Below are 26,377 nucleotides of genomic sequence, written 5' to 3'. Positions count from 1 at the left end.
TTTGATGTCCGACGACAGTTTTATCCGTGAAGTCAACGACGAGATCCGTCGCGAACAGGCGCAGGCGCTGTGGGACCGTTTTGGCCCAGCCCTGATTGTCGTTGCGATCCTCGTGGTGCTCGGCACCGCAGCCTTCGTCGGCTATCGCTATTGGGACGAGACGCGCGCCAACCGCTCGGGCGATGCGTTCTCGCAGGCGCTGAAGCTTGCCAATGACGGCAAGAACGATGAGGCGCTGACCGCGCTCGATCAGTTGGAGAAGGATGGCTACGGCGCCTATCCGCTGCTCGCACGCATGCGCGGCGCGACCGTCAAGGCGAACAAGGGCGACGTTCCCGCCGCCGTCAAGGATTTCGACGAAGTCGCCGCCGACACGGCCATTCCCCAGAGCATTCGCGACATGGCGCGGCTGCGGGCAGCGCTGCTGCTCGTCGACCATGGCTCGTTCGCCGACGTGTCCAGCCGTATCGAAGCGCTGACATCCGACACCAACACGCTGCGCCACACGGCGCGCGAGGCGCTCGGCCTTTCCGCCTGGAAGGAAGGCAAGACGCAGGATGCGCTGAAACTGTTCGACCAGATCGCCGCCGATGACGGCGCCCCGCGCAACACCCGCGAGCGCGCAACATTGATGTCCGAGCTGATCCGCGGGTCGGGCAGTGCGTCGTGACCTTCAAAGTCGCCATCATCGGCAGACCTAACGTCGGCAAATCGACTCTCTTCAATCGGCTGGTGGGAAGAAAGCTGGCGCTTGTCGACGACACGCCGGGCGTCACCCGCGACCGTCGCGTCCACGCCGCCAAGCTCTACGACCTGCATTTCGATGTCATCGACACCGCCGGCTTCGAGGACGCTGGTGCCTCGACCTTGCCCGGCCGCATGCGTGCGCAGACCGAGATCGCTATCCGCGAGGCCGACCTGATCTTCTTCACCATCGATGCCAAGTCCGGCCTTTTGCCTGACGACAGGACCTTCGCCGAGATCGTGCGCAAGTCCGGCAAGCCGGTCGTGCTGGTCGCCAACAAGGCCGAGGCGAAGGGCGCCCAGGGCGGTATGCTGGAAGCCTGGGAGCTCGGCCTTGGCGAGCCGATCCCGGTTTCGGCCGAGCATGGCCAGGGCATGCCCGATTTGCGCGACGCCGTGATCGGCGCGCTCGGCGAAGCGCGCGCCTTCGGCGAAGACGAAGATGGCGAAGACGAAGAGATCGCTGCCGGCGAGGTGCTGATCGGCGAGGATATCGCCGATCCGGATGCCGAGCACACCTATGACGACACCAAACCGATGCGCATCGCCGTCGTCGGCCGTCCCAATGCCGGCAAGTCGACGCTGATCAACGCGCTGATCGGCGAAGAGCGGCTGCTCACCGGACCGGAAGCCGGAATCACCCGTGATTCGATCTCGGTCGATTGGGATTGGCATGGCCGCCGCCTGAAGCTGTTCGATACGGCCGGCATGCGCCGCAAGGCCAGGATTCACGAAAAGCTCGAAGTGATGTCGGTGCAGGACGGCCTGCGCGCCATCCGCTTCGCCGAGATCGTCATCATCGTGCTCGACGCCACCATTCCCTTCGAGAAGCAGGATCTGCAGATCGCCGACCTGATCATCAGGGAAGGCCGGGCGCCGGTGATCGCCTTCAACAAATGGGACCTGATCGACCATCCCCAGGAGCTTCTGGCCGAACTGCGCGAGAAGACGGAACGGCTTCTTCCCCAGGCGCGCGGCCTGCAGGCCGTACCTGTCTCCGGCGAGACCGGGCGCGGCCTCGACAAGCTGATGGATGCCGTCATCAGGACCCACAAGGTATGGAACAGCCGCGTCTCGACTGGCAAGCTCAACCGCTGGCTGGAAGGCATCCTGGCACACCATCCGCCGCCTGCCGTGGCAGGGCGCCGGCTGAAGGTCAAATACGTCACCCAGGCCAAGACCCGGCCGCCGGGTTTCGTTGTCCAGTGCTCGCGGCCCGATGCGATGCCGCAATCCTATGTCCGCTATCTCTCCAACAGCCTGCGCGAAGCCTTCGATATGCCCGGCGTGCCGATCCGCATCGCGCTGCGCACGTCGGACAATCCGTTCGCCGGCAGGTCGAACAAGCGTAAATAAGCGGTCGGGCGCTGGATACCTGTTCCGGCTGTCTAAGCGACCTCCTTCAACCGCTCGTCCCGTGGCAGCGCCTGCAACGCCGCCTGCAGCAATATGTCGGCCAGCCGCGCTGCCACCGGATCCAGTTCAGCATCCTTCTGGTGCAGCACCAACGCCATTTTGGGCAATGCCGGCAGCCCGGCGATCTCCGGCGTCATCGCGCTGACGCTGGCCGGCAGGCCGATGTCGGTGCGGATTGTCAGCCCCAGCCCCGCCGCCACGGCTGCCCAGATGCCGCCAAGGCTCGGGCTGGAAAAGGCCATCCGCCACGACAGGCCGGCGCGGTCGAGCGTTTCGGTTGCCACCGTGCGCAGAAGGCATGGCGCTTCGAGCGCCACCAGCGGCAGCGGCTCACTGTTGCGCAGGCTGGTCTCGATACGCTTTGCCGGCCCGATCCAGCGCATCGGCACATCGGCGACATGCTGGCTGTAGGGCAGCGTTTCGCCGCAGTGCCAGGCGAGCGCGATATCGAGGCTGCCTGACAGGACCCTTTCGGCAAGGTCGTGGCTGCGTGCGATCCTGGCTTCGATCTTCACCTTGGGGTGCGCCCGGGCAAATCGGCCGAGCACGTCCGGCAGCACCGCCTCGCCGAAATCTTCCTGCAAGCCGAGCCGTACCCAGCCTTCCAGCTCGACACCGTGGATGGCGGATGCCGCCTCGTCATTCAATTCGATCAGCCTGCGCGCATAGCCGAGCATGGTCTCGCCTGCCTCGGTCAAAGCGAGGCCGCGTCCTGATTTGCGGAAGATCGGCGTCGCCGCCTGTTCTTCCAGTTTCTTCAATTGCGCGCTGACCGCCGACGTCGACCGGCCAAGCCGGTCAGCGGCCTTGGCAAAGCTACCCAGCTCCATGCCGGTGACGAAACTGCGCAGGACGTCGAGGTCGAATGTCACGCGTCGCATGTTGGAAGTCCCGATTTTCAGGATTGTAAGTTCAAAACTTCCTGATTTTCAGGACGAAATTATGGCGGTAGGGACAGATCGTCAAGGCCGGACCGCTGGCCAGCACGGGAAATGAAGTCATGTCCGCCATTGTCAATTGCACCGACCGGCAGCCGTCGGAACTTCTGGAAGATACCGGTTCCACCGGGAGGGTGTTCACGCCGGGCCATCGCTGGAAAGTCCTGGGCATCGGCGTTGCCGCCAATGCCGCCTTCTCGGCTACGTTCTCCGGCATCCCGGCGACGGCGGTCGTTCTTCGCCAGGGCTATCACCTAGGCAATGCCGAACTCGGTCTGGCGCTCGGCCTTCTCGGGCTTGGGGTCGCGCTCAGCGAACTGCCCTGGGGCTTGCTCACCGATCGCTGGGGCGACCGCCGCGTGCTGTTGATCGGGCTCGGCGCGACGGCGGCGTGGCTCCTGGTCATGGCGATGCTGGTCGTGCCGACAAGGACCGGTACTCCCGATGTCACGCTGCTCTCCACGAGCCTATTCATCACCGGATTGCTCGGCGGCAGCGTCAACGGTTCGAGCGGCCGCGCCATCATGGGCTGGTTCCGGGAAAACGAGCGCGGCTTCGCCATGAGCATCAGGCAGACGGCGGTGCCGCTTGGCGGCGGCCTTGGCGCGCTCGTGCTGCCCTCGCTTGCGCTGGCTTTCGGCTTTGCCGCGGTGTTCGGAGTCCTGGCGGGTGCATCCGCTCTGTCTGCCCTGTTCGCCTGGCGCTGGCTGCACGAGCCGCCGACGGCGGGCGAGGGCCATCCCGCTTCGGCTGTGGCCGGACCGGCGCCGCTGCGCAATCGCGACGTCTGGCGTATCGCGACCGCCATCGGCCTGCTCTGCTTTCCGCAGGTGGCCGTGCTCACCTTCGCCTCCGTATTCCTGCACGACTTCGTTGGGTTGGGAACGGCGGCAATCAGTGCCAGCCTCGCCGCGGTGCAGATCAGCGCCATGGTCATGCGCATCTGGAGCGGCCGCTTCACCGACCGTTATGGCAACCGCCGCCAATTTCTTCGCCTGTGCAGCGCGTTCAGCGCCCTTGCCTTCGCCATGCTTTGGCTGCTGGTCCTGTTCGGCCCAACCATTCCGGGCGGCCAGCTCATCTGGTCGGCGGTTCTTCCGGTCGTGCTTATTGTCGCAGGCATCTCTGTCTCCGCCTGGCACGGCGTCGCCTACACCGAGCTTGCCACCCTTGCCGGCGCCGGCCATGTCGGAACCGCGCTCAGCCTTGCCAACACCTTTGTTTTCGTCGGCTTCTTCCTGGTGCCGGTGGCCATTCCGGGGCTCTTGCACCTCTGGTCCTGGTCCGGCGTCTGGCTGGCGGCCGCCATCTGCGCGCTGATCGCCCGGCCGATCTTCCTGCGCCCGGCCTGAATGGTCCGGCCGCAAAATCGCCCGACTTCGCAACCACGACCTCGGGCCGACCGGGAAAACCCGATCGAATCCGTTAACGTCCCATCAAGGTTAATGCATCATTTTGCTCTCCAGTGGGGTCTGTAGCGTTCCTGGAGAGAGTTCCGTGCATCGACGTGTGTTGAAGCGGCTGGTTGCCGCCGCCGGTGAGAGAAAACGTGGCTTTCTGGGTCCGCTCGTCATCGGTTTCGGCATCTGGATCGGCTTTCCGACCGTCGCCGCCTATCAGGACATGACGAGCCTCGTTTCCGGCCTCGAAGCATCGAGCACGCGCTGGAATTCCTATGTCGAGAAATCCGTCGCCGGCTCGACCCACGCGGCCGAGATGCCCTTTGTCGATTCCGATGTCACCGGCTCCATTTCCGGATCGGGCGTCCACCTGGCCGGTGTCGGCAACGTGTCGTTTCGCGGCAAGGGCGGCAAGGTCAGCGCCACGCCCGATGAGGACCGCGTCGTGCGCGCCGAGAAGAAAGGGCGCATCGTCCAGATGTCTCCCGTCGCACCCCCGAAGAACTTCAACGCCGGCTCGATCTTCGAGCGCACCTCCTCCTTGCTGCGACCCAGCATGGACAGCGGCCTGAAAATGGCTTTCGCCAAGCCGCAGATCAAAGGCAAGGAAATCCAGATCGCCGCGGCATTCCATGCGCGCGAGGACAAGAAGCCGGATCCCGGCGTGCCGGCCATGCTGGCGGCGCTGGTCAACAACGACCATCCGGATGTGCTGGCCACCGCCTATGCGCAATCCGAGCCGGACTATGCCAAGGCATCGCCCTTCGAGGCCCTGCTTCAGGACGAGCAGCCCAATGAGGGCCGCTTCATTCCGCCGATGGCCAAGGGCGATCATTCGTGGATCCAGAACCCGCTGCCGGCGAGTGTCTTCTCCAAGAAGGAGCAGGCATGCCTTGCCAACGGAATCTATTTCGAGGCGAGGAGCGAATCCGTGCGCGGCCAAGCCGCTGTCGCTCAGGTCATCCTCAACCGCGTCCGCAATCCGACCTATCCGAATTCGATCTGCGGCGTCGTCTACCAGAACGACAGCTGGTTCAACCGTTGCCAGTTCTCCTTCGCCTGCGACGGCAGGAAGAAGCGCATCGATAGCCCAGCCGCCTACAAGACCGCCCAGGAGATCGCCATGGCCGTCACCGCCGGCAAGATCTTCATTCCGGAAGTCGGATCGTCGACCCACTACTATGCCCAATATGTCCACCCCGGCTGGGCGCGCACGATGCAGAAGATGACCAAGATCGGCCTGCATATCTTCTATCGGACCTATGGCGGCGGCTGGAGCTGAGTGCGGAGCAGCCGCTGATCCTTGATGTGGCGCGCAGCCGATCAAAGAGCCATTGCGCGGGGGATTCGCGCCATGCATCCTCGTCATCCTGGCGGGCACGATGTCGCACCTTCGTAATTCATTGATTTTATTGCCTAAAATACATGGCAATGAACTTCCGCCCGTGGCTTGACGGGCGCAAACCCTCTAACTATGTTGCCGGCGACTTTAGAAGCGGACGGACGGTGACGGTCTGACCGGGCAGGGGGGTTGCGATGGCCGACAAGAATGGGCCAGACGGAACCGGAGAAACCGGCCGCGGCAATCAGCATGAACCCGACATCCGCGACGACGATCTTGAGCGCCGCCGCCGTGACCTTGAAGCTTCGCTTGCGACAAGGCGGCCGGGCCGGCTCGAGGGGAAAGACGACGCGAAAGCGGGCAGTGTGGCCGGTTATGGTCAGGCGCTCAAACTCTCCAGCGAGTTTATCGCCGGGGTGGTGGTGGGTGCCGGCATCGGCTGGGTCATCGACCGTCTGGCGGGGACATCGCCATGGGGTCTGATCGTGTTTCTGCTGCTTGGTTTTGGCGCCGGAGTGCTCAATGTGATGCGTTCCGCCGGCGTCGTGGCAGAATTTGGACAGGGCGATAAATCGCGCCGTGGCCAAGACGACAAGAAATGACCGCGCACCATGTGCGGTAATGGTAACGAGGCCGTACGCGGCATTGACGGGGTTTGAACGTGGCAGCTGACAAGGTCGATCCGATCCACCAGTTCCATATCAACAAGCTGATTCCGATCGACATCGGCGGCTATGACCTGTCTTTCACCAATTCGGCGCTGTTCATGGTCGCAACCGTGATCGTCGCGGCTGGATTCCTGTTTCTCACGACGTCGAGCCGCAGCCTGGTTCCCGGGCGGCTTCAGTCGGTCTCCGAGATGGCGTACGAGTTTGTCGGCAACATGTTGCGCGACGCCGCCGGCACGCAGGGCATGAAGTTCTTCCCTCTCGTGTTCTCGCTGTTCATGTTCGTGCTCGTCGCCAATCTGCTTGGCCTGTTCCCCTATTTCTTCACCGTCACCAGCCACATTATCGTCACCTTCGGCCTTGCCGTGCTGGTGATCGCAACCGTGGTCGTCTACGGCTTCATGAAGCATGGTCTTGGCTTCCTGAAACTGTTCGTGCCGCACGGCGTGCCGGTCTTCCTGCTGCCTCTCGTGGTGCTGATCGAAGTAATCTCCTTCGTGTCGCGCCCGGTCAGCCTCTCGGTTCGTCTGTTCGCCAACATGCTCGCCGGCCACATCACGCTGAAGGTGTTCTCCGGCTTCGTCGTCAGCCTGAGCGCGCTCGGCGCGGTTGGCGTCGCCGGCTCGATCCTGCCTCTGGCGATGGCGGTGGCGCTGACGGCACTGGAACTGCTGGTCGCCTTCCTGCAGGCCTACGTCTTTGCCGTGTTGACCTGCATGTATCTCAACGACGCCCTGCATCCAGGGCACTAGGTCCAAAAGTTTCCGGCCCAAAGATTTCCAACATTGGCGCCGGATGGAATCGCAACGGAATTTTAGATCCAAAGGAGTTGAACAAATGGACGCAGAAGCAGCAAAGTACATCGGCGCCGGCATCGCTTGCCTGGGCATGGGTGGCGCGGGCATTGGCCTCGGCAACATCTTCGGCAGCTACCTGGCGGGCGCACTGCGCAACCCGTCGGCCGCCGATGGCCAGTTCGGCCGTCTGATCTTCGGCTTTGCCGTGACCGAAGCTCTGGGCATCTTCTCGCTTCTCATCGCGCTTCTGGCCCTGTTCGGCTGAGCACTCGGGAAGATTGGACAGGCCGGCCGCGCAAGCGGCGGGCCTGAATTTCGGGGATAGTCCATGTTCGTGACATCTGCCTTTGCGCAAGAGTCCGCGCCATCAGCCGATACCAGCCACGCTGCGACGGAAGGCGACACGCATTCCGGCACCAGCGTGCCTGCTGAAGCGCATGGCACGTTTCCGCCATTCGATCCGGCGACGTTCCCGTCGCAGCTTCTGTGGCTGGCGATCACCTTCGGGCTGTTCTATCTCTTCCTGAAGCGGGTGGTGATGCCGCGCGTCGGCGGCATCATCGATGTCCGCAACGATCGCATCACGCAGGACCTCGACCAGGCGGCCAGGTTGAAGGGCGAGGCCGACGCCGCCGTTGCTGCCTACGAGCAGGAACTGGCGGAAGCCAAGACCAAGGCCAACGCGATCGGCCAGCAGGCCAACGACGCTGCCAAGGCCGAGGCCGACACCGCTCGCAAGAAGGTCGAGGCTGCGCTCGACGCGAAGCTTGGCGAAGCCGAAGCCCGCATTTCTTCCATCAAGGCCAATGCCATGAAGGAAGTCGGCAGCATCGCCGAGGACACCGCTTCGGCGATCGTCGAGGCTCTGGTTGGCGGCAAGGCCAGCAAGGCCGAGATCGCGGCCGCGGTCAAATCCGTGGCCCGGTGAGGAGCGCATCATGGATTACACATCTCTCGCGACGCTCTGGGCCACGATAGCCCTGATCATCTTCCTCGGCGTTGCCGTCTACATCAAGGTGCCTGGCATGATCGCCAAGGCGCTCGACGCCCGTGCCGCCAGGATCAGCAATGAACTGGACGAAGCGCGCCGGCTGCGCGAGGAGGCCCAGCAGCTGCTCGGCCAGTACCAGCGCAAGCGCAAGGAAGCCGAGCAGGAGGCCGCCGACATCGTCGCTGCCGCCAAGCGCGAAGCCGACATGCTTGCCGCCGACGCGCATAAGAAGACCGAGGACTATGTCGTCAGGCGCACCGCGCTTGCCGAACAGAAGATCGGTCAGGCCGAGCGTGATGCCATCAGCGAAGTGCGCGCCAGCGCCGTCGACATCGCCGTCGAGGCAGCACGCGCGCTGCTTGCCGGCAAGATCGACGCCAAGGCCGGTGCAGATCTGTTCAAGGCTTCGCTCGCGGACGTGAAGTCGAAGCTGAATTAGGCGGTTCGTCTAGCCAGTCATCGAAAGCCGCCCGGGCAACCCGGCGGCTTTTTTGTTGCGGCGCTGAAGCTGCCAATCTCCCCCCTCGTGGGGGAGATGCCCGGCAGGGCAGAGGGGGGCGTGAAGGAACGCTAACCTTTGTTGTCCTAAGGTCTATCGGGACAAGCCTGAGGGCATAACTGCAATCGATTGAGAGGCCGGCGGGACAGCGCCCCCCTCTGTCCTACCGGACATCTCCCCCACAAGGGGGGAGATTGGCTTGTCGTCGTCGTCGCTCAATCCAGCCCGGCGAAGCTCTCTTCTTCCACCACGTCCACCTCGGCCCCACCCAGCCGGAATGGCGCAAACGACACGCGGTGCAGCCGCGCCACCGGGCCATGCGCTTCGATCGCGGTGCGATGACGAACCGTGGCGTAGCCCATATGGACTTCGAACCCGTAGCGGTCGTGATGGTTGCCGCAGCCGCACATCATGCGGTCGCGCATCACCTTGGCGACGATCGAGGCGGCGGCGATCGACTGCGAACGCTGGTCGCCCTTGATCAGCGCGCGCCCTTCACAAGGCAGTCCCGGCGGCACGTCGCGTCCATCGGCAAGCGCAAGCTTCGGCCGGACCGACAGCCCTACCAGCGCGCGCCGCATGGCTTCCAGGCTTGCCTTGAGGATGTTGCTGCCGTCGATGCCCTCGGCGCTGATGGAGGCCATCGAGACCGCCTGTGCGGAGCCGAGAATGCGCAGGAACAGGGCCTCACGCTGTAAATGGCTGAGGCGTTTGGAATCGTCGAGGCCGTCGGGAATGTTGGCGGGATCGAGCACCACCGCTGCGGCGACCACCGGCCCGGCCAGGGGGCCGCGGCCTGCCTCGTCCATCCCGGCGACCGGCCACAGGCCCTCCGCCATCGCCTTCGTCTCGAAGGAGAAGTCGGGCTTCTCGATGATCTCAAAGAGAGGCGGAGAATCAGAACGCGCGCGAGCCATGTTGCGGCGAGGTTCGCATCGGCTCCGATTCTCCGCAAGTCCCTCCGGGTCGGGTGGGGCGCCGGACCGGGAGGGCACCGTCTGCAGGCCGGGGCAGGCCGGACGGGATTCTTGGTGCGCGACGGATCAATCCATCGCGACGAATTGTCTCTTCAAAGCAGCGTCAGTTGCACCTGGTCTTTCCCGGCGGCAACGAACTGATCGGTCCGCAGCGTGCGCCGTTCGGCATTGAGACCAAGCCGCTTGGCTGTGATCTCGAAGCGCCGGCCGATCTGCCAGGCATAGGGACCGGCGCCCTTCATGCGCTTGCCCCATTCCGAATCGTAGTCTTTGCCGTCACGCATGGAGCGGACAAGCGACATCACATGGCGGTAACGGTCGGGATAATGGCGCAGCAGCCAGTCCTTGAAGATCGGGCTGACCTCCAGCGGCAGCCGCAGGATCACATAACCCGCCTCGCGCGCGCCGGCCGCACGTGCCGAATCGAGGATGCGTTCCATCTCCGGATCAGTCAGGCCCGGAATGATCGGAGCCACCATGACCGACGCCGGAATGCCGGCATCCGAAAGCTGCCGGATCGCTTCCAGCCGCTTGGTCGGCGTCGACGCGCGCGGCTCCATGGTGCGCGCCAGCATGCGGTCGAGCGTCGTCACCGACAGCGCCACCTTGGCGAGCCCTCGTTCGGCCATGCGCGACAGGATATCGATATCGCGCGTCACCAGGGCGGACTTTGTCACGATGCCGACCGGATGGCCGCGCGCTTCCAGCACTTCGAGGATTTCGCGCATGATCCGGTATTGCTTCTCGATCGGCTGGTAGGGGTCGGTGTTGGTGCCGATGGCGATGGTGCGCGGCTGATAGCTGTCCTTCGAAAGCTCCTTGTCGAGCAAGCGCGCCGCATCAGGTTTGGCGAACAGCTTCGATTCGAAATCCAGACCCGGCGACAGGCCCATGAACGCGTGCGTCGGGCGGGCAAAGCAATAGACGCAGCCATGCTCGCAGCCGCGATAAGGGTTGATGGAACGGTCGAAGGAAATGTCGGGCGATTCGTTGCGGGTGATGATGGTGCGCGGCTTCTCGACCTGCACTTCGGTCTTGAAGGGGGGCAGTTCTTCCAGCGAATTCCAGCCATCGTCGAACACGTGCCGGCTGACTGGCTCGAATCGGCCGGACGGGTTGATGCCGGCCGACCTGCCGCGGTTGCGGTCCGGGCGGACACGCATGCCGCTCTGCTCGACCATCGCATTGGCCATCTCGGCTCTTCCTGCTCCGAAAGCTGCAATGTCGGCGCGCACGATCTGTTCCATTTTCGCCCGCTCCCAGGGACTGTCCGTGTTGTGTCGAATCGCTCTGTTCATGAAATTATTCCTATTTCATCGATGAGAACAAAGCAAGAACTTTCTATGGTGCGATGCAAAACTGGCGCTGTGCGGCGCTTTCCGCTATTCGGCTAAGGATGCTCAGTGTTCTCATCGAAACCCGCAATGACGAGGAGGGCCTCGCCCGCACGCTCGCCTCGCTGATTGGCGGCGCGGTCGAAGGCGTGGTGCGTGAAGTCATCGTCTGCGACACAGGCTCCGCCGACCAGACGCATCGTGTGGCCGAGCATGCCGGCTGTCAGTACGTGACCGGCGGTGTCGCTGCCGGCATCCGCCAGGCCAAGGGGGACTGGTTGCTGCTCCTGGAACCGGGCGCGCGGTTGGTGGAGGGCTGGATCGATGAGGTTGTCGCGCATACGGCCAGGCAGACCATGGCCGCACGGTTTTCGCGCACGCGGGCCAGCCGCACGCCATTCCTGGCACGGGTCTTTTCGGGAAACCGCGCCCTGGCCGACGGATTGCTGATCAGCAAGCGTCAGGCGGCGGCCGCGGCCAAGAGTGCCGGCAGTGCTGAGGCCATCGCCCGCGGCCTCGCAACGAAGCGGCTCGACGCCGAGATCTGGATGGCGCCCGCCAAGCAGGAACGCCGCTCCTCGACATGATTTTTTGCAGCTGCTCAGGCCATTGTGCATTGCACAAAATCTGACGCGGGGTTAGCGTCCGTTCAAGCGGGAATTGGGTTTGGGACATGCCGAGTGGCGAGCACCGATGCGGCATCGGTGGTGCTCTCATAGCCGAGGACCCAATGAAGCTTTCAACCCCCGACACATCCGGCGCGGCCAGTCTCGAGGCTATTGCGCGCGACGGCAGTCTGTTGCGACGCATCGCGGTGCGCATTCCGACCTATCTCAAGGACCTGCGCGAAAACCCCGCCTGGCTGCCGATGTTCGTGCTGGCGCGCACAATGCCTGGACGCCGCATGCATTGGCTGGGCGCAAAACGCGCCCGCCCGGTCGCCAATGCCGGGGATACGATGTTTGCCGGTGTCGAACGGGGAGCGGTCGTCGATGCGTTGCGCTCCGACGGGCTGTTCTCAGGCTTGGTCCTGCCGCCTGATATCCATGAAGAGATCGCCGACTTCGCCGGGCGCACGCCTTGCTTCGGCAATTTCGACCGCCGTCTCGAATTCATGCCGGGGGAACATGCCGAGGCCGAGAAACGCCTTGGCCGCTCGCTGCTCAGCGGGCATTTTTTCGAGCGCATCCTCGACTGCCCGGCGGCGCTTGCCATCCAGCGCGATCCGCTGCTTCTGGATATTGCCGCGCACTATCTCGGCGGCCAGGCAAAACTGATCACGACGCGCGTCTGGTGGAGTTTTCTAACCGGTGCCGCTTCGGATGCCGACAAGAACCTCGCCTCGCTCGGCAAGTATCATTTCGACCTCGATGATTGGCGCATGCTGAAATTCTTCTTCTACCTCAAGCCGGTCGACGCCGACACCGGTCCGCATGTCTATGTCAGGGGCAGCCACAAGCGCCGCAGCCTCAAGCACCAGCTCACGCTTCTGGTTGGCCACCCCGCGCAACAGGTCCTGGATGTCTATGGCGAGCAGAGCCCGGTGACGCTGACCGGCGAGGCCGGTCTCGGTTTCGTCGAGGACCCTTTTGGCTTCCATATGGGCACCGTGCCGGCACGCACGCCCCGACTGATGATGGAAGTCGGCTTCGGCGTCTCGCCGCCGTCGCGCCGGCGGTTTCATGGCGAGCCGGTCATCCGCTGAGAGCGACGCTTGCCTCGGCTTTACGGAGCTGATTTGCCGCGCCGCAAATGCTCGTCCAGGCGCGGCATGATCTCGACGAAGTTGCACGGCATATGCCGGTAGTCGAGCTGTGCCTTCAGGATGCCGTCCCACGCGTCCTTGCAGGCGCCTGGCGAACCCGGCAGCACGAAGACGAAGGTGGCGTTGACGACGCCGCCGGTCGCCCGGCTCTGGATCGTCGAGGTGCCGATCTTGTCGTAGGAGATCCGGTGGAACACTTCCGAAAAGCCATCCATGCGCTTTTCGAAGATCGGCTCCAGCGCGTCCGGCGTCACGTCACGGCCGGTGAAACCGGTGCCGCCGGTGGTGATGACGACATCGATATTCTTGTCCCGCGACCACGCCAGAACCGTGTCGCGGATTTTTTCCCGATCGTCGGTGACGATATCGCGGGCCGCCAGCATATGGCCGGCCTCGGTGATGCGGTCGGCCAGCGTCTGGCCGGATTTGTCGTCGGCGAGGCTGCGCGTATCTGAAACGGTCAGCACCGCGATGCGCACGGGAATGAAGGAGCGGCTCTCGTCAATTCTGGCCATCAGATACCTCCGATGCGATGCTGCGCGTCGCCGCGACGAACCAGTCGGGCTGGCGGCCGCGGATTTCGGCGGCGGCGCGCTTGGCGACATTGCCGGTCTCGAACAGGCCGAAGCAGGTGGCGCCGGACCCGGACATCCGTGAAAAACCGGATCCGGCCTTGTTCAGCCAGGAAAGCGCCCTGCCGATAGCCGGCTGCATCGCCAGCGCGGCGGGCTCGAGGTCGTTGCGGGTGATCTCCAGCCAGTTGCGCAGGCTATGAAAATCGATGCTGCGCGGCAGCGGCGGCAAGGCCTCATTGTCGCGCCGGGAAAGCGCCGCAAAGACGTCCGCCGTCGAGACCGGGGTGCCCGGATTGACCAGCACCAGGCCAAGCGCCGAAAAATCCGGCACCATCGACAGTTCATCTCCGATGCCGCGCGCGACCAGAGGTCTGGCCGCCAGGCACATCGGCACATCGGCGCCGAGCGAGAGGCCGATCCGCGCCAGCTCTGCGCCGTCTATATCCAGGCCCCATGTCTCCACCAGCCCGCGCAGCACGGTCGCCGCGTCGCTCGAACCGCCGCCGACGCCGGAGGCGACCGGCAGGTTCTTTTCCAGCCGGATAGCGACCGGCGGTGTTCTCTCGTGCCCGACCGCCTGTCGCAGGGCATCGCGCGCCCTAGGCACCAGATTGCTGGCGTCGAGAGGAACCGCCGGGGCGTAGCGGCCGGACACGGTAAATTCATCGCTGTCGGCAGGCGCGATTTCGACCCTGTCGCCAAACCGCGTGAACACCGCCAGGCTCTCGATCAGATGATAGCCGTCAGGGCGCCTGCCGGTGACATGCAGCGCAAGATTGATCTTGGCGTGCGCGTGCCAGCTACGCGACCCGATGTCGGTGTCCACAATGGTCTGCGAAATGGTGCTCAGTCCTTGGCCAGCCGGTACTCGCCGGTCTTCGGATCCTTGACCAAAGTGCCCATCGCGCCGTTGGCCGTCTGCTTTTCGGTACGCCGCACCTTGGCGGTCACGCGTTCGGCTTCGCGGATGAAGGTGCGGTAGCCGAAATAGGCGGCGACGCCAACGACGGTGAAGAAAATGATCTGCGGCATACCAAAACTCCTCCCACGCTGGGCCGGCGAAGGTGGCCGGTCGGGTCGGTTAAGCTCTCATGCTAGACGCTTTTGCCGGGTTTTCAAAGCTCGAAGCGAGACCACAATGCGCGCTCTTCCGCCGCATCGATCAGGCCGCTGGCGGCAGCGCCTGCGATCTCGGGCGCTGAAAAGCCCTTGCTTGAGCCAAACAGGCCGAAGCGGCTGAGGAAACCGCGCGGTGTCGTGATCAGCCTGAGCTGGGTTTTCGCCCCGAAACGGGTCTTGAGCACCGTGCGCATGTCGCCGAGCGCATCGACCAGGCCGAGTTCAAGGCCCTTGATGCCGGTCCAGAACAGGCCGGTGAACAGGTCCGGGTCGTCTTTCAGTTTCGCGCCGCGCCGCTCCTTGACGAGGTCGATGAACGTGCCGTGCACCTCGAGCTGCAGCGCCTTCAGCCGCTCGACATCTTCCTTTTTCTCGGGCTTGAACGGGTCGAGCACCGCCTTGTTCTGGCCGGCGGTGTGGACGCGTCGCTCGATGCCGATCTTCTTCATCAGTTCCGGGAAGCCGAACGAAGCCGAGACCACGCCGATCGACCCGACGATGGAGGATGGGTCGGCGAAGATCTCATCACCGGCAACCGCGATCATGTAGCCACCCGACGCCGCCACGTCTTCGACGAAGACCAGTACCTTTCTGTTCTTTTCCGTGGCCAGGTCACGGATGCGCTTGAAGATCAGCCGCGACTGCACCGGCGAGCCGCCGGGCGAATTGATCGAGATGGCGACTGCCGGGGCGTCGTAGGAAAACGCCTTCTCAATGAGGCCAGCGGTGGAGGCCAGCGACAGGCTCGGCCGGAACTGGCCACCGCCTGCCATGATGGTGCCGTGCAGCCGGATGACCGGAATTGTGACGACGGTGGAGCGCCAGGATTTCGGCAGCAGGCGGTTGATAAGGCGTTTCACGAGGGCGCGGTCTCCGGTCGATAGGTTGCAGGCATGTAGGGATTTCCCGGCCAACGGCAATGTGGCCAGGCAGAATAGCTCAATCTCCAAACAGCGAGGCGAGGCCGTTGGTAATCATTTCGCTGCGCTCGTCAGGGCCGTTGCCTGATTGCGCGTGCAGCATCAGGGGCGGGCGGATGGCAAGCTTTCCCCGTGCCCCGAGCGCTGCCCGCACAACGATGCGGATTGCCGCGGCGTCTGGGCGAGGGTGGACGGCGAGCATTTCGGCATCGCCGAAGCGCCCTGCGATCGCATCGAGAATGGCGCCGAGCTGTTCGGGGCGGGCGATCACGGCAAGCCCGCCGCGCGGCCTGACCACCGCCGCCGCACTGCGGATCCAGCTCTCGAACACCCCGTCCTCCATGACATGGGCCTCTTTTCTGAGGCGATCGGGGGAGGCGCGGTCCCGGGGAGCGTTGAAGGGCGGGTTCATGATGACGAAGTCGAAATCATTGTCGGCGAGGCCGGCGGCCGCCCGCGCCCGGCCCGATACGGTGACATCGGCGACCAGCACGGAGGCGCGATCGCTCAGATGGGCATTGCCGGGATGGGCAAGGGTGGCTGCCGCGAAGGCCGCCATTTCCGGCGCGCGTTCGACAAGCACCGCCTCAGCGGCCGGGCAGCGCGACAGCACCGCCAGGCCGGCGGCCCCGGCACCGGCACCGAAATCGGCGAGACGACCGGCAAGAGAGGACGGCACGGAGGCCGCCAGCATCATCGCATCCATGCCGGCGCGATGACCGCCTTGCTTGGGCTGCACCAGCCAGAACCGGCCGCGATGGAAAGCGTCGACCGTATGGGCCGGCGTGTCCGGGACAAGGGCGGCGGGCGCGGCGGACATTATTTTCCGCGGATTTCGTTGGCGATGCCGGCATCCCTGAGGATGCGCCGTGCCGCGTCGGCCTGGTCGGCGTCGACCATGACGCGCTTCTGCAAAAGACCGATCGACCCTTCGAGAATGCTCATATTCTGGTCGGCGACAAAGCAGGCAATGCCGGCGTCGCGCATCAGCGATTCGACAAAGGAAATGATCACGGCATCGTTGGTGCGGACTAGTTCTATCATCGTATGAAACTCGCAGTTTGCGCTATTGATGTAAACGGGCAGGGGATTCCGGGGCAGAGCCGTTCCCTTGGGGTCGTTGACATTCTGTCGCCGCCGCCGCGCCAATTCGCCACTTGCCGTGCCCATGTCCGCCGCCCTAGAGTCCATACAGGGACTAAGGGTGCCGTCGCACGCTCTATACCAAGACGGGAGTGATTGTCGTGGGTGTCGTTCTCAACATCGAAAACGGGAAGCGGGAGCCCGCCTCCATCAAGGATCTGATCGATCTGACTGCCGCCGATATGGGGCGCGTCAATGAATTGATCCTGTCCAAGGCCGGCTCCGACGTCGAGATGATCCCGGAGGTCGCCAACCATCTGATCTCGTCCGGCGGCAAACGGCTGCGGCCGATGCTGACGCTGGCCGCAGCCCAGATGTTCGGCTATGCCGGCGAGGGCCACGTCAAGCTCGCCACCTCCGTCGAATTCATGCACACCGCGACGCTTCTGCACGACGATGTCGTCGACGAGAGCGGCATGCGCCGCGGCAAGAAGACCGCCCGCATGATCTGGGGCAACCAGGCAAGCGTGCTGGTCGGCGACTTCCTGCTCGGCCAGGCTTTCCGCATGATGGTCGATGTCGGCTCGCTCGAGGCGCTCGACATCCTGTCGAGTGCAGCCTCGATCATCGCCGAGGGCGAGGTCATGCAGCTTGCCGCCGCCAAGAACCTCGAAACCACCGAGGACGAGCATTTCGCCGTCATCAAGGCCAAGACCGCCGCACTTTTTTCGGCTGCTGCCGAGGTCGGCCCGGTCATCGCCCAGGCGACGCGCAACGATCGTGCGGCGCTGCGCTCCTATGGCATGAATCTCGGCCTGGCCTTCCAGCTGATCGACGACGCGCTGGACTATGGCGGCACCAGCAAGGATCTCGGCAAGAACGTCGGCGACGATTTCCGCGAGGGCAAGGTGACGCTTCCGGTCATTCTCGCCTATCGGCGCGGCACCAAGGCCGAGCGCACCTTCTGGAAGCGCGCCATCGAGGACAATGTCGCCGATGACGCCGGCCTGGAAAAGGCGACCGGCCTGATGACCCGCCACGGCGCCATTGCCGACACGATCGGACGCGCGCGCCATTTCGGCGAGATTGCCCGCGACGCGCTGGCGCCGCTCGAAGCGACGCCGCAGAAATCGGCGCTGATCGACGTCATCGATTTCTGCATCAGCCGGGTCAACTAAAGGCTGGACTTTCGCGACGCTATCTCTGGCCTGCGCTAAGAGGAAGTTTAGGAATTCGGTCCCGCCGTCTCGACAAGCCGCCCTGCCGCAAATTATCTATAAAACATGGCAAAGGGCACAGACGACACCATCGCGGTGCGCATCAGCAAGGTTCTGGCGGACCGCATCATTTCCGGTGCGATCGAGCCGGGGGCCAGGCTTCGGCAGGATCACATCGCCGAGGAATTCCAAACCAGCCATGTTCCGGTGCGCGAGGCCTTCCGCCGCCTCGAGGCGCAAGGGCTGGCCATCGGCGAACCGCGCCGCGGCGTGCGTGTCGCGTCTTTCGACCTGGGCGAGGTCAAGGAAGTCGCCGAAATGCGCGCCGCCCTTGAAGTGCTGGCGCTGCGCCACGCGGCGCCGCATCTGACATCGGCCATTCTCGATCTCGCCGAGGAGGCGTCCAAGGCTGGCGACAAGTCCCGCGATGTCCGGTCGTGGGAAGAGGCCAACCGCGCCTTCCACCGCTTGATCCTGTCGCCATGTGGCATGCCGCGCCTGCTCGCCACCATCAACGATCTGCACGCGGCAAGCGCCCGTTTCCTGTTCGCGGCATGGCGCTCGGAGTGGGAGACACGCACCGATCAGGACCATCGCGCGATCCTCGCCGCCTTGCGGCAGGGAAACACCGAATCGGCGGCCGTCACACTGGGGCGGCACGTCCAATGGATTGGCCGCAAGCCGGTCAGGACGGCTTCCGGAACGACGCGCGAAGCCTTCGCCATCGTAGGTTAGACGGCCTCCGCCAAAGCCAGGGCTTGCAATCTCCAGGGAAGTGTGGATTCGATAATAGATCGAAAACAGAAATTATCTATAATTTGAAATCGATCGAAGGAATCCCAATGACAGACGTCGCATTCTCGTCCAGCAAGCCGTCGTTCAGCCCGCTCCGGCTCCAGGATCGTTCTCTTGCCTGGCAGATTGGAGCCGTTGTGCTCGGCACCCTGTTCCTGGCGCTGTCATCCTACGTCGAAGTGCCGATGGTGCCGGTCCCGGTGACGATGCAGACCTTCGCCGTGACATTGGTCGGCGCGCTCTATGGCTGGCGGCTTGGCGCGCTCACCATCGCCGCCTGGCTGGTCGAGGGTGCGGTCGGCTTTCCCGTTCTGTCCGGAGGGGCAGCGGGTGCGGCGCATTTCGTCGGGCCGACGGCTGGCTATCTCTTCGCCTTCCCGCTTGTCGGCGCACTGGTCGGCTGGCTGGCCGAACGCGGCTGGAACGGCAAAAGGGTGATGCTTGCCTTCGTCGCCATGCTGCTTGGCAACCTTGCCTGCCTTGTGCTGGGCACAGCATGGCTTGCCGTCATGATTGGAGCCGAACAGGCCGTTACCTTCGGCTTCCTGCCGTTCATCGTCGGCGGCTTGCTCAAGTCGGCGCTGGGTGCCGCGACGCTCATGGCGCTTCGCGGCGGCAAGGCCAAGCTGGTCAATCCGTGACGATCAGGCTGCGCGCCCATCACCTCCTTTGCCTGCTCACCTATGTGGGCAAGGGATACAGCCCCGCCTTCACCGCCAATTATGATCGCGTAGCGGAGCGCCTGAGCCGGGGCGAGGACGTCCTCCTCGTTTCCGGCCCAGACGATGTCTGCGCCCCGTTGCTCGACGAGCCGGAACCGCACTGCCTCAACGAGAGCGTCGTCGAGCGGGACCGGCTCGCCGCGCAGGACGTGGAAGAATTGTTGGCACGGCCAATCCAGGTCGGCACCTGTGTTGATCTCGACACGGCGATGCTGGGCCGGATGCGGCAGGCGTTTTCGGCTGGCCTTGTACGCAAGGCCTGCGGCGGCTGCGAATGGAACGAACTGTGCAGCACGATAGCGGCCGGCGGCTACAGCGACACGCTGGTGCAACGGTCTGCCTCGCCAGGCAAGGGCTGATATTGGCCCGAGCCTTGGCGGTCGAAGCGGAGCCTCAGCGTCGAATCTGTGATATATTCGGCGCCGCGTAGGGCCATGGCCGAAATCCCAAGAGCGGAAAATTGGTGCCTGTCGCCATGATTTGTTAATCGGGTGCCCGGATTGTGAATTCGAGGCGGATTGAAGCGCGACCCCAAAAAGGCCATGCTTTGCCTGGAAAGATCGAGTCTACGCCGATCCCGCTGACGCGGAGATGGCGCCTGGCTGAAAGGGATACGATGCGGCAAGGACGTGCGCGCTGGCTGACAAGGCTGGCAATTGTGACAGGCATGGCGATCTCGGCTTTGCCGGCCTATGCCAAGCAAACCACCGAACCGGTCAAGATCACGTCGTTTTCGGGCGCCTATCTGGCAGCCCGGATCGCCGAAGGCGATAACGACCTCGACAGCGCCATCGCCTACTACAAGCAAGCATTGGCCTTCGACCCGAGCGACACCGGCCTGCAGCAGAGCCTGATGCTGTCGCTGATCGCGCAAGGGCGCTTCGACGAATCCCTGGTCTATGCCGACAAGCTCAAGGAAGTGCCTGACATCGAGCGTTTCTCTCGGCTGGCGCTCGCCGTCGATTCCTTCCACAAGAAGGATTTCACCAAGGCGCAGTACTGGCTCAAGCTGTCGCTGGAATCCGATCTCGACCGGCTGATCTCCGGGGTGATGTCCGGCTGGGCGCAGCAAGGCGCCGGCGAGCCTGCCGATGCGATGGCGTCCATCGACAAGCTGCAGGGGCCGGATTGGTTCGGCCTGTTCAAGTCGTTCCACCGCGCCCTGATCGCTGATGCATCCGGCATGCCCGAAAAGGCCGAGGCGATCTACGCCGCGACCATGCAGGATACCGCCGCCGGTGGTGCCGCTCCCGAAACCTGGATGCGCAACGCCCAGGCCTACGCCTCGTTCCTGGCCCGCAAGGGCGACAAGACCAAGGCGCTGTCGGTGCTCGATCAGGCCGAGGCGTTTTCGCCTGGCAAGCTGGAAATCGTCGCCTTGCGCGACCGAATTGCAAAAGGCGACAAGATTGCGCCCCTGGTGGCCGGCCCATCCGATGGCGCCTCCGAAATCCTGCTCGACCTCGCCACCGCGCTCAACCGTGGCGGCGGCGAGCCCTTCGTGCGCCTCTATCTGCAATATGCGCTTGCTTTGAAGCCTGATAGCGACGCTGCCCTTGTGCAACTCGCTGCCGTGTCCGAGCAATTGAAGGACGGCGAAGGCGCCATCGCGCTCTATCGCCGGATCCCCGCCGGTTCGCCGCTGAAGGAGCTTTCGGACCTGCAGCTCGGCCTCAACCTTGCCGATCTCGACCGTCACGAAGAAGCGATCACTCATCTGAAGGCTTTCGTCGACGCCCATCCCAATGACATGCGCGCCTATCTGGCGCTCGGTGGCGTCTATTCCTCGAAGGAGGATTTCCGTTCGGCCGCCACACTCTACGACAAGGCTGTCGAGGCGCTGAAGACGCCGACCGCAGCCAACTGGAACATCTTCTACCAGCGCGGCATCGCCTATGAGCGCCTGAAGGAATGGCCCAAGGCCGAGCCGAACTTCCGCAAGGCGCTGGAACTGTTCCCCGACCAGCCGCAGGTGCTGAATTATCTCGGCTATTCCTGGGTCGACATGAACATGAATCTCAAGGAAGGGCTGGCGATGATTCAAAAGGCCGTCGACCTCAGGCCGAGCGACGGTTACATCGTCGATTCGCTGGGTTGGGCCTATTTCCGCCTCGGCAGGTTCGATGACGCGGTGCGCGAAATGGAACGCGCCGTGTCGCTTAAGCCGGAAGATCCGGTTCTCAACGATCACCTCGGCGACGCCTACTGGCGCGTCGGCCGCAAGCTGGAAGCCACCTTCCAGTGGAACCAGGCTCGCGACCTGAAGCCGGATCCCGATGTGCTGGCCAACTTGCAGCAGAAGCTGATGAAGGGCCTGCCGCCGATCGAATCCAACACGGCGCAGGAGACCCCGAAGGTCAAGCCGGAGCCGGTGCCCGCCCCGAAGGGATGAAGTCAGCCATTTGAATTCAACGCAAACGGGGCTCTTTTCAGAAGTCCCGTTTTCGTTTGAACCGCGTATTCGGTTGGCTGCCTCAGAAGAGCTTGCGATAGACGACAAAGCCGGAGTGTTCGGCGACCTTGTCGTAAAGCTTCATCGCCGTGTGATTGGTCTCATGCGTCAGCCAGTATACCCGGCCTGAGCCGGCCGCCTGGGCACGCTCGTAGACGCCCTCGATCAGCGCCCGTCCGATGCCTTTGCCACGCGATGCCTGCGTGGTGAAAAGGTCCTGCAGATAGCAATTCGGCGCGATCGCCGTGGTGCTGCGATGGAAGAGATAATGCACGAGGCCGAGAAGCCGTCCCTCGCTTTCGGCCACCAGCGCGTGGACCGGCTCATAGGCATCGAAGAAACGCGACCATGTCATCTGGGTAATCTCACCCGGCAGGGCCGTTTCGCCCGAGCGGCCATAAAATGCATTGTAGCCGTCCCACAGCGGCAGCCATTGCTCGAAATCCTGTCGCGCAACGGGGCGGATGACGATCGGGCTGGGCATGGCTGAAACCTGTTGTCGTTGCTGCACAGGCGAACAGAGCGCAGGCCCGAGAGATGGGCAATGGGCCAGCTCCATAATGTCGGCGCAACCGCATCGTCGTGCTTTGCTTGACGCTTCGCCGCCGTGTCTCTAGGACGTGCCGGCAAGCTAGCCTGTGCTGTCGAGGCCACCCGTGACAATTGAAATCCCCGCCCATATGCATCCCAGCCGCTCGTTCCAGGGGCTGATCCTGACCTTGCACAACTATTGGGCGGCCTATGGCTGCGTCATCCTGCAACCCTACGACATGGAAGTCGGCGCCGGCACCTTTCATCCGGCAACGACGCTGCGCGCGCTCGGCCCGAAACGCTGGAACGCTGCCTATGTCCAGCCCTCGCGCCGCCCCAAGGACGGGCGTTATGGCGAGAACCCGAACCGGCTGCAGCATTATTACCAGTACCAGGTGATCCTGAAGCCGAACCCGCCCAACTTGCAGGAACTCTATCTCGGCTCGCTGGCGGCGATCGGCGTCGATCCGCTGCTGCACGACATCCGCTTCGTCGAGGATGATTGGGAAAGCCCGACGCTGGGCGCCTGGGGTCTCGGCTGGGAATGCTGGTGCGACGGCATGGAAGTCTCGCAGTTCACCTATTTCCAGCAGGTCTGCGGTATCGAATGCGCACCGGTGGCCGGCGAACTCACCTACGGGCTGGAGCGGCTGGCCATGTATGTGCAGGGCGTCGACAATGTCTACGACCTCAATTTCAACGGCCGGGAAGGCGCCGACAAGGTCACCTATGGCGATGTCTTCCTGCAGGCCGAGCAGGAATATTCGCGCCACAATTTCGAACACGCCAACACGGCGATGCTTCTGCGCCACTTCGAGGACGCCGAGACCGAATGCAAGGCGCTGCTCGATGCCGGCGCGCCGGCATCGAACGACAATCTGCCGATGCACCGCATGGTTTTCCCGGCCTATGATCAGTGCATCAAGGCCAGCCATGTCTTCAACCTGCTTGACGCGCGCGGCGTGATTTCGGTCACCGAACGGCAGAGCTACATCCTGCGGGTGCGCAATCTGGCGAAGGCCTGCGGTGAGGCGTTTTTGAAGACGCAGGCGGGTGGCCTGGCGGCCTGAGTCTCAGGCCCGCTTCATCATCTCGAAGGAAGCTTTGATCGGCAGTATGTTCTGGCTGCTGGCACCGTCGATTGTGCGCAATGCCTGTCGAACGCCCGGCATCGAGAAGGCACCGTGAGCCTGCGCGGTGAAGCAGGCGCCGAGTGCGAGGATCTGCAGAAGTCTGGATGCCGTTTTCATGGTCGTTGAGCCAAATGTTCCCTGCCTGAGCGTGGGTCGCTTCAGCGCTGCGTTCGGTTCATGGAAATCTTTGATCCAAGGACGGGTGGCGCGGTCTCGTCCCGACAGGATGGCCAAAATTTCTGGAAACGGGCGCAAATCGGCGATCCCCGTGCGGAAAGGGTGACAGCGGCCAGCCGAGTTGCTATGCCCCCGCCCGGACCATTTTGCCGCGTGAGCCCCATCCATGCCTGACCTGCTTCTAGAACTCCGCTCGGAAGAGATTCCCGCCCGCATGCAGCGCAAGGCGGCTGGCGATCTCAGGAAGATGCTGACTGACGGCCTGGTCGAGGCGGGGCTGACCTATGAGGCGGCGCGCGAGTACTGGACGCCGCGGCGGCTGACCCTCGACATCAGGGGTCTCACCGCGCGCTCGAAGGATATAAACGAAGAGATCAAGGGGCCTTCGACATCGGCGCCCGAACAGGCGGTCCAGGGCTTCCTGCGCAAGGCCGGACTTTCCTCGATCGCCGAGGCGCATGTCCATTCCGATCCGAAGAAGGGCGATTTTTATGTCGCCCACATTTCGAAGCCGGGCAGGGCGGCCGAACAGATCATCGCGGACCTGGTGCCTGATATCATCCGCAATTTCCCGTGGCCGAAATCGATGCGCTGGGGGCCGGCCTCGGCCAAGCCAGGTTCATTGCGCTGGGTGCGCCCGCTGCAATCGATCCTGTGCACGTTCGGCCCGGAGACAGAGGAGCCGGTCGTGGTCGATTTCGAGATCGACGGCATCCGCTCCGGCAACATCACCTATGGCCACCGCTTCCATGCGCCTGATGCGATCATGGTGCGCCGCTTCGACGACTATGTTTCCAAACTGGAAGCGGCCAAGGTCGTGCTCGATGCCGACCGCCGCAAGGAGATCATCCTTGCCGACGCCCGCAATCTCGCCTTCGCCAACGGGCTCGATCTGGTCGAGGACGAAGGGCTGCTGGAGGAGGTGTCCGGACTGGTCGAATGGCCGGTCGTGCTGATGGGCGAGTTCGAGGAGGCATTCCTTGCCATTCCAGCCGAAGTGATCCGACTGACCATCCGCGCCAACCAGAAGTGCTTTGTGACGCGGCCGCAGGGTGTCGACGACGCGCTTTCCAATCGCTTCATTCTAACCGCCAACATCGAAGCCAGGGATGGCGGCAAGGAGATCGCCCACGGCAACGGCAAGGTGGTGCGCGCCCGTCTGTCCGACGCGCTTTATTTCTGGACGACCGACCAGGGCGATTTGCCTGACCTGGCTGAGCTCGAGGCATCGGCGGAAAAATTCGGGCTTGATCTCAAGAAGCCTCTCGACCAGCGCATGGCCCGCCTCGACCATCTCGGCGTGACTTTCCACGCCAAGCTCGGCACGCAGGGCGAACGGGTGGAGCGGATCAAGCGATTGGCGGAAGAACTGGCTCCGACAGTCGGCGCCGATCCCGCACTCGCGCGCCGCGCTGCCGTCTTGGCCAAGGCAGATCTCACCACCGAAGTCGTCGGCGAGTTCCCGGAACTGCAAGGCGCCATGGGCCGCAAATATGCGCTGCTTCAGGGCGAGCATGCATCGGTCGCCGCTGCAGCGGAGGAACACTACAAGCCGCAAGGCCCGTCCGATCGCGTATCGAGCGATCCGGTTTCGATCACAGTGGCGCTTGCCGATAAGCTCGATACGCTGGTCGGTTTCTGGGCAATCGACGAAAAGCCGACTGGGTCGAAGGATCCCTATGCGCTGCGTAGAGCGGCGCTGGGTGTGGTTAGAATATTGGTCGAGAATGATATTCGACTGGCGCTGGCAGCCATCGTCGGGAAAGCGTCTGACCTTCTGTCCTTCTTCCACGACCGCCTGAAAGTCTACCTCCGCGATCAGGGCGCCCGGCACGATCTCATCGATGCCGTCATCACGCCGCAGTCCGACGACCTCTTGCAGATCGTCCGCCGCGTCGAGGCGCTCGGCGCCTTCCTCGACACCGAGGACGGCAAGAACCTGCTCGCCGGCACTAAGCGCGCGGCCAACATTCTGGCTGCCGAGGAGAAAAAGAAAACGGCGGTCGCCGAAACCGTTGAGCCGGCGCTGTTTCGCGCGGATACCGAGAAATCGCTGTTTGCGGCGGTGAACCAGGCTGAGAAGCAAGCCGGCGAAGCGATTCAAAACGATGATTTTTCCGGCGCCTTGCTGGCGCTTAGCGTGTTGCGCGAGCCGGTTGATTCATTCTTTGAGCATGTTCTTGTAAACGATGAGGATCAGGCGGTGCGTGCCAACCGCCTGGCGCTGCTCGCCCGCATCCGCACGGCCACCGGTCAGGTCGCGGATTTCTCCAGGATCGCAGGTTAAGGCGAAGAAAATATTCTCTGCTACCGGCCGTTCGAGCCGGCTTACAGTCATATGGCGATGATCTCTCCGTGGCAAAAGGGACATGTTCCCCAACCCCACGGAGGCTTCCATGAATTCCGATCACGAAATCGAAGTGACAGAAGAAACTCCCGCCGAGGCGCTTGAATCCGCTTCCGAAACCATTCTCGATCATGCCGCCGCCGCAGCGATCGAAGCCGCTGACCTGTCTGATGACGACGAAGACGGCGACGATGAAGAAGGCGAAGAGTCCACCGAAGCTGCCACGCTCTCGGATGACGACGAAGATGAAGACGAGGACGAAGACGACGCCGAGGACAGCGTGAAGGCTGAAGGCGACGAGTCCGAAGAAGAAGACGACGACAAGGAAGAAGCGGCCTGATCTTTTCAGCCGCCGAGTCTATCGATGGCAAGGCGGCGCCGAGGCGCCGCCTTTTGCTATCAGCCGTCCCCGAAGCCGACTGTCAGCCGCCCCGG

The 26,377-nt window shown here is 63.6% G+C and carries 30 protein-coding genes; 19 read left to right on the top strand and 11 right to left on the bottom strand.

The annotated features are described in order from the left end of the window. The first annotated feature begins 4 nt into the window (after positions 1-4). Positions 5-670 (top strand): tetratricopeptide repeat protein, encoded by a 666-nt coding sequence (locus EOC83_RS25900; RefSeq protein ID WP_063167646.1) that lies wholly within the window; start codon positions 5-7, stop codon positions 668-670. Then, a complete protein-coding gene (der, locus tag EOC83_RS25895; RefSeq protein ID WP_013532848.1) occupies positions 667-2,100 on the top strand; it encodes a ribosome biogenesis GTPase Der in 1,434 nt (477 codons plus the stop codon). Before EOC83_RS25900 ends, der begins: the two co-directional genes overlap by 4 nt. Before the next feature lie 32 nt (positions 2,101-2,132). Here der and EOC83_RS25890 read toward each other — a convergent pair whose 3' ends face one another. After that, a complete protein-coding gene (locus EOC83_RS25890; protein ID WP_013532847.1) occupies positions 2,133-3,041 on the bottom strand; it encodes a LysR substrate-binding domain-containing protein in 909 nt (302 codons plus the stop codon). Between the two features lie 119 nt (positions 3,042-3,160). On the opposite strand from EOC83_RS25890, the gene EOC83_RS25885 reads away from it, so the two are divergent. From EOC83_RS25885 to EOC83_RS25855, 7 genes are all read left to right on the top strand, one after another. Beyond that, complete coding sequence (locus EOC83_RS25885; protein WP_063167647.1) at positions 3,161-4,450, top strand: MFS transporter; 1,290 nt, start codon at positions 3,161-3,163, stop codon at positions 4,448-4,450. Between the two features lie 145 nt (positions 4,451-4,595). Further along, the gene (locus tag EOC83_RS25880) at positions 4,596-5,780 is read left to right on the top strand and encodes a cell wall hydrolase (protein ID WP_063167648.1); all 1,185 of its coding nucleotides are present in this window, start codon (positions 4,596-4,598) and stop codon (positions 5,778-5,780) included. Between the two features lie 254 nt (positions 5,781-6,034). Further along, entirely contained in the window at positions 6,035-6,442 is a 408-nt protein-coding gene (locus EOC83_RS25875; RefSeq protein ID WP_013532844.1) for an AtpZ/AtpI family protein, read from the top strand. 59 nt (positions 6,443-6,501) lie between these two features. Beyond that, a complete protein-coding gene (locus EOC83_RS25870; protein ID WP_013532843.1) occupies positions 6,502-7,260 on the top strand; it encodes a F0F1 ATP synthase subunit A in 759 nt (252 codons plus the stop codon). Positions 7,261-7,345: 85 nt separating this feature from the next. Beyond that, entirely contained in the window at positions 7,346-7,570 is a 225-nt protein-coding gene (locus EOC83_RS25865; protein WP_006206606.1) for a F0F1 ATP synthase subunit C, read from the top strand. Positions 7,571-7,633: 63 nt separating this feature from the next. Continuing rightward, complete coding sequence (locus EOC83_RS25860; RefSeq protein ID WP_013532842.1) at positions 7,634-8,233, top strand: F0F1 ATP synthase subunit B; 600 nt, start codon at positions 7,634-7,636, stop codon at positions 8,231-8,233. A 10-nt stretch (positions 8,234-8,243) separates the two neighbouring features. Beyond that, complete coding sequence (locus tag EOC83_RS25855; protein WP_013532841.1) at positions 8,244-8,735, top strand: F0F1 ATP synthase subunit B; 492 nt, start codon at positions 8,244-8,246, stop codon at positions 8,733-8,735. Between the two features lie 275 nt (positions 8,736-9,010). On the opposite strand, the gene EOC83_RS25850 is transcribed toward EOC83_RS25855, so the two are convergent. Both EOC83_RS25850 and EOC83_RS25845 read right to left on the bottom strand, forming a co-directional pair. Beyond that, positions 9,011-9,712 (bottom strand): ribonuclease HII, encoded by a 702-nt coding sequence (locus EOC83_RS25850; protein WP_027164182.1) that lies wholly within the window; start codon positions 9,710-9,712, stop codon positions 9,011-9,013. 152 nt (positions 9,713-9,864) lie between these two features. Beyond that, entirely contained in the window at positions 9,865-11,019 is a 1,155-nt protein-coding gene (locus tag EOC83_RS25845; RefSeq protein WP_023808673.1) for a PA0069 family radical SAM protein, read from the bottom strand. Between the two features lie 149 nt (positions 11,020-11,168). Between EOC83_RS25845 and EOC83_RS25840 the strand changes: the two genes are divergently transcribed. Further along, complete coding sequence (locus tag EOC83_RS25840; protein WP_063167649.1) at positions 11,169-11,693, top strand: glycosyltransferase; 525 nt, start codon at positions 11,169-11,171, stop codon at positions 11,691-11,693. A 143-nt stretch (positions 11,694-11,836) separates the two neighbouring features. After that, positions 11,837-12,811: a hypothetical protein gene (locus EOC83_RS25835; RefSeq protein WP_063167650.1), complete on the top strand. Its 975-nt coding sequence runs from the start codon at positions 11,837-11,839 to the stop codon at positions 12,809-12,811. A gap of 20 nt (positions 12,812-12,831) precedes the next feature. On the opposite strand, the gene moaB is transcribed toward EOC83_RS25835, so the two are convergent. The 6 genes from moaB to EOC83_RS25805 form a co-directional block, all read right to left on the bottom strand. After that, positions 12,832-13,386, bottom strand: coding sequence for a molybdenum cofactor biosynthesis protein B (gene moaB, locus EOC83_RS25830; RefSeq protein WP_024502637.1), 555 nt, complete (start codon positions 13,384-13,386; stop codon positions 12,832-12,834). Then, a complete protein-coding gene (locus tag EOC83_RS25825) occupies positions 13,373-14,272 on the bottom strand; it encodes a 4-(cytidine 5'-diphospho)-2-C-methyl-D-erythritol kinase (protein ID WP_063167651.1) in 900 nt (299 codons plus the stop codon). Before EOC83_RS25825 ends, moaB begins: the two co-directional genes overlap by 14 nt. A 20-nt stretch (positions 14,273-14,292) precedes the next feature. Beyond that, entirely contained in the window at positions 14,293-14,478 is a 186-nt protein-coding gene (locus EOC83_RS25820; RefSeq protein WP_027164179.1) for a membrane protein, read from the bottom strand. Positions 14,479-14,561: 83 nt separating this feature from the next. Continuing rightward, positions 14,562-15,425, bottom strand: a complete 864-nt coding sequence (locus EOC83_RS25815; protein WP_027164178.1) for a S49 family peptidase — start codon at positions 15,423-15,425, stop codon at positions 14,562-14,564. Between the two features lie 79 nt (positions 15,426-15,504). Further along, on the bottom strand, positions 15,505-16,305 hold the full coding sequence (locus tag EOC83_RS25810; protein ID WP_013532832.1) for a methyltransferase: 801 nt from the start codon (positions 16,303-16,305) through the stop codon (positions 15,505-15,507). Further along, positions 16,305-16,529: a DUF2007 domain-containing protein gene (locus EOC83_RS25805; RefSeq protein ID WP_063167652.1), complete on the bottom strand. Its 225-nt coding sequence runs from the start codon at positions 16,527-16,529 to the stop codon at positions 16,305-16,307. Before EOC83_RS25805 ends, EOC83_RS25810 begins: the two co-directional genes overlap by 1 nt. A 200-nt stretch (positions 16,530-16,729) precedes the next feature. Here EOC83_RS25805 and EOC83_RS25800 point away from each other — a divergent pair, with 200 nt between their 5' ends. From EOC83_RS25800 to EOC83_RS25780, 5 genes are all read left to right on the top strand, one after another. Beyond that, on the top strand, positions 16,730-17,746 hold the full coding sequence (locus EOC83_RS25800) for a polyprenyl synthetase family protein (protein WP_013532830.1): 1,017 nt from the start codon (positions 16,730-16,732) through the stop codon (positions 17,744-17,746). 105 nt (positions 17,747-17,851) lie between these two features. Beyond that, on the top strand, positions 17,852-18,520 hold the full coding sequence (locus EOC83_RS25795) for a GntR family transcriptional regulator (protein ID WP_063167653.1): 669 nt from the start codon (positions 17,852-17,854) through the stop codon (positions 18,518-18,520). Between the two features lie 107 nt (positions 18,521-18,627). Further along, positions 18,628-19,221, top strand: a complete 594-nt coding sequence (locus EOC83_RS25790; RefSeq protein WP_063167654.1) for a biotin transporter BioY — start codon at positions 18,628-18,630, stop codon at positions 19,219-19,221. Then, positions 19,218-19,661, top strand: coding sequence for a DUF1284 domain-containing protein (locus tag EOC83_RS25785; protein ID WP_063167655.1), 444 nt, complete (start codon positions 19,218-19,220; stop codon positions 19,659-19,661). The genes EOC83_RS25790 and EOC83_RS25785 overlap by 4 nt, the downstream gene beginning before the upstream one ends. Before the next feature lie 257 nt (positions 19,662-19,918). Next, positions 19,919-21,694, top strand: a complete 1,776-nt coding sequence (locus EOC83_RS25780) for a tetratricopeptide repeat protein (RefSeq protein ID WP_063167656.1) — start codon at positions 19,919-19,921, stop codon at positions 21,692-21,694. Positions 21,695-21,776: 82 nt separating this feature from the next. On the opposite strand, the gene EOC83_RS25775 is transcribed toward EOC83_RS25780, so the two are convergent. Further along, positions 21,777-22,238: a GNAT family N-acetyltransferase gene (locus EOC83_RS25775; protein ID WP_024502644.1), complete on the bottom strand. Its 462-nt coding sequence runs from the start codon at positions 22,236-22,238 to the stop codon at positions 21,777-21,779. Between the two features lie 196 nt (positions 22,239-22,434). Here EOC83_RS25775 and EOC83_RS25770 point away from each other — a divergent pair, with 196 nt between their 5' ends. Then, positions 22,435-23,355, top strand: a complete 921-nt coding sequence (locus tag EOC83_RS25770) for a glycine--tRNA ligase subunit alpha (RefSeq protein WP_174299093.1) — start codon at positions 22,435-22,437, stop codon at positions 23,353-23,355. 3 nt (positions 23,356-23,358) lie between these two features. Here EOC83_RS25770 and EOC83_RS25765 read toward each other — a convergent pair whose 3' ends face one another. Next, positions 23,359-23,673, bottom strand: a complete 315-nt coding sequence (locus EOC83_RS25765; RefSeq protein WP_127224221.1) for a hypothetical protein — start codon at positions 23,671-23,673, stop codon at positions 23,359-23,361. Positions 23,674-23,761: 88 nt separating this feature from the next. Between EOC83_RS25765 and glyS the strand changes: the two genes are divergently transcribed. Both glyS and EOC83_RS25755 read left to right on the top strand, forming a co-directional pair. Next, entirely contained in the window at positions 23,762-25,882 is a 2,121-nt protein-coding gene (glyS, locus tag EOC83_RS25760; protein WP_063167657.1) for a glycine--tRNA ligase subunit beta, read from the top strand. A 109-nt stretch (positions 25,883-25,991) separates the two neighbouring features. Next, positions 25,992-26,282: a hypothetical protein gene (locus EOC83_RS25755; protein ID WP_063170186.1), complete on the top strand. Its 291-nt coding sequence runs from the start codon at positions 25,992-25,994 to the stop codon at positions 26,280-26,282. The last annotated feature ends 95 nt before the right edge of the window (positions 26,283-26,377 follow it).

The organism is Mesorhizobium sp. Primo-A (assembly GCF_003997175.1).
GTDB classification, from domain to species: Bacteria; Pseudomonadota; Alphaproteobacteria; order Rhizobiales; family Rhizobiaceae; genus Mesorhizobium; species Mesorhizobium ciceri.
The sequence above is the reverse complement of the archived record's forward strand: the minus strand, read 5'-3'. Positions and strand labels throughout refer to the sequence as shown.

Bases quoted from the DNA above. Each gene is read 5' to 3' on its own strand.
- EOC83_RS25755 (WP_063170186.1), top strand. From the start codon at position 25,992: ATGAATTCCGATCACGAAATCGAAGTGACAGAAGAAACTCCCGCCGAG.
- EOC83_RS25775 (WP_024502644.1), bottom strand. From the start codon at position 22,238: ATGCCCAGCCCGATCGTCATCCGCCCCGTTGCGCGACAGGATTTCGAG.
- EOC83_RS25845 (WP_023808673.1), bottom strand. From the start codon at position 11,019: ATGGAACAGATCGTGCGCGCCGACATTGCAGCTTTCGGAGCAGGAAGA.
- EOC83_RS25820 (WP_027164179.1), bottom strand. From the start codon at position 14,478: ATGCCGCAGATCATTTTCTTCACCGTCGTTGGCGTCGCCGCCTATTTC.
- EOC83_RS25840 (WP_063167649.1), top strand. From the start codon at position 11,169: ATGCTCAGTGTTCTCATCGAAACCCGCAATGACGAGGAGGGCCTCGCC.
- EOC83_RS25835 (WP_063167650.1), top strand. From the start codon at position 11,837: ATGAAGCTTTCAACCCCCGACACATCCGGCGCGGCCAGTCTCGAGGCT.
- EOC83_RS25850 (WP_027164182.1), bottom strand. From the start codon at position 9,712: ATGGCTCGCGCGCGTTCTGATTCTCCGCCTCTCTTTGAGATCATCGAG.
- EOC83_RS25780 (WP_063167656.1), top strand. From the start codon at position 19,919: ATGCGGCAAGGACGTGCGCGCTGGCTGACAAGGCTGGCAATTGTGACA.
- EOC83_RS25790 (WP_063167654.1), top strand. From the start codon at position 18,628: ATGACAGACGTCGCATTCTCGTCCAGCAAGCCGTCGTTCAGCCCGCTC.
- EOC83_RS25875 (WP_013532844.1), top strand. From the start codon at position 6,035: ATGGCCGACAAGAATGGGCCAGACGGAACCGGAGAAACCGGCCGCGGC.
- EOC83_RS25900 (WP_063167646.1), top strand. From the start codon at position 5: ATGTCCGACGACAGTTTTATCCGTGAAGTCAACGACGAGATCCGTCGC.
- EOC83_RS25805 (WP_063167652.1), bottom strand. From the start codon at position 16,529: ATGATAGAACTAGTCCGCACCAACGATGCCGTGATCATTTCCTTTGTC.
- EOC83_RS25885 (WP_063167647.1), top strand. From the start codon at position 3,161: ATGTCCGCCATTGTCAATTGCACCGACCGGCAGCCGTCGGAACTTCTG.
- EOC83_RS25860 (WP_013532842.1), top strand. From the start codon at position 7,634: ATGTTCGTGACATCTGCCTTTGCGCAAGAGTCCGCGCCATCAGCCGAT.
- glyS (WP_063167657.1), top strand. From the start codon at position 23,762: ATGCCTGACCTGCTTCTAGAACTCCGCTCGGAAGAGATTCCCGCCCGC.
- moaB (WP_024502637.1), bottom strand. From the start codon at position 13,386: ATGGCCAGAATTGACGAGAGCCGCTCCTTCATTCCCGTGCGCATCGCG.
- EOC83_RS25890 (WP_013532847.1), bottom strand. From the start codon at position 3,041: ATGCGACGCGTGACATTCGACCTCGACGTCCTGCGCAGTTTCGTCACC.
- EOC83_RS25795 (WP_063167653.1), top strand. From the start codon at position 17,852: ATGGCAAAGGGCACAGACGACACCATCGCGGTGCGCATCAGCAAGGTT.
- EOC83_RS25855 (WP_013532841.1), top strand. From the start codon at position 8,244: ATGGATTACACATCTCTCGCGACGCTCTGGGCCACGATAGCCCTGATC.
- EOC83_RS25810 (WP_013532832.1), bottom strand. From the start codon at position 16,305: ATGTCCGCCGCGCCCGCCGCCCTTGTCCCGGACACGCCGGCCCATACG.
- EOC83_RS25770 (WP_174299093.1), top strand. From the start codon at position 22,435: ATGCATCCCAGCCGCTCGTTCCAGGGGCTGATCCTGACCTTGCACAAC.
- EOC83_RS25865 (WP_006206606.1), top strand. From the start codon at position 7,346: ATGGACGCAGAAGCAGCAAAGTACATCGGCGCCGGCATCGCTTGCCTG.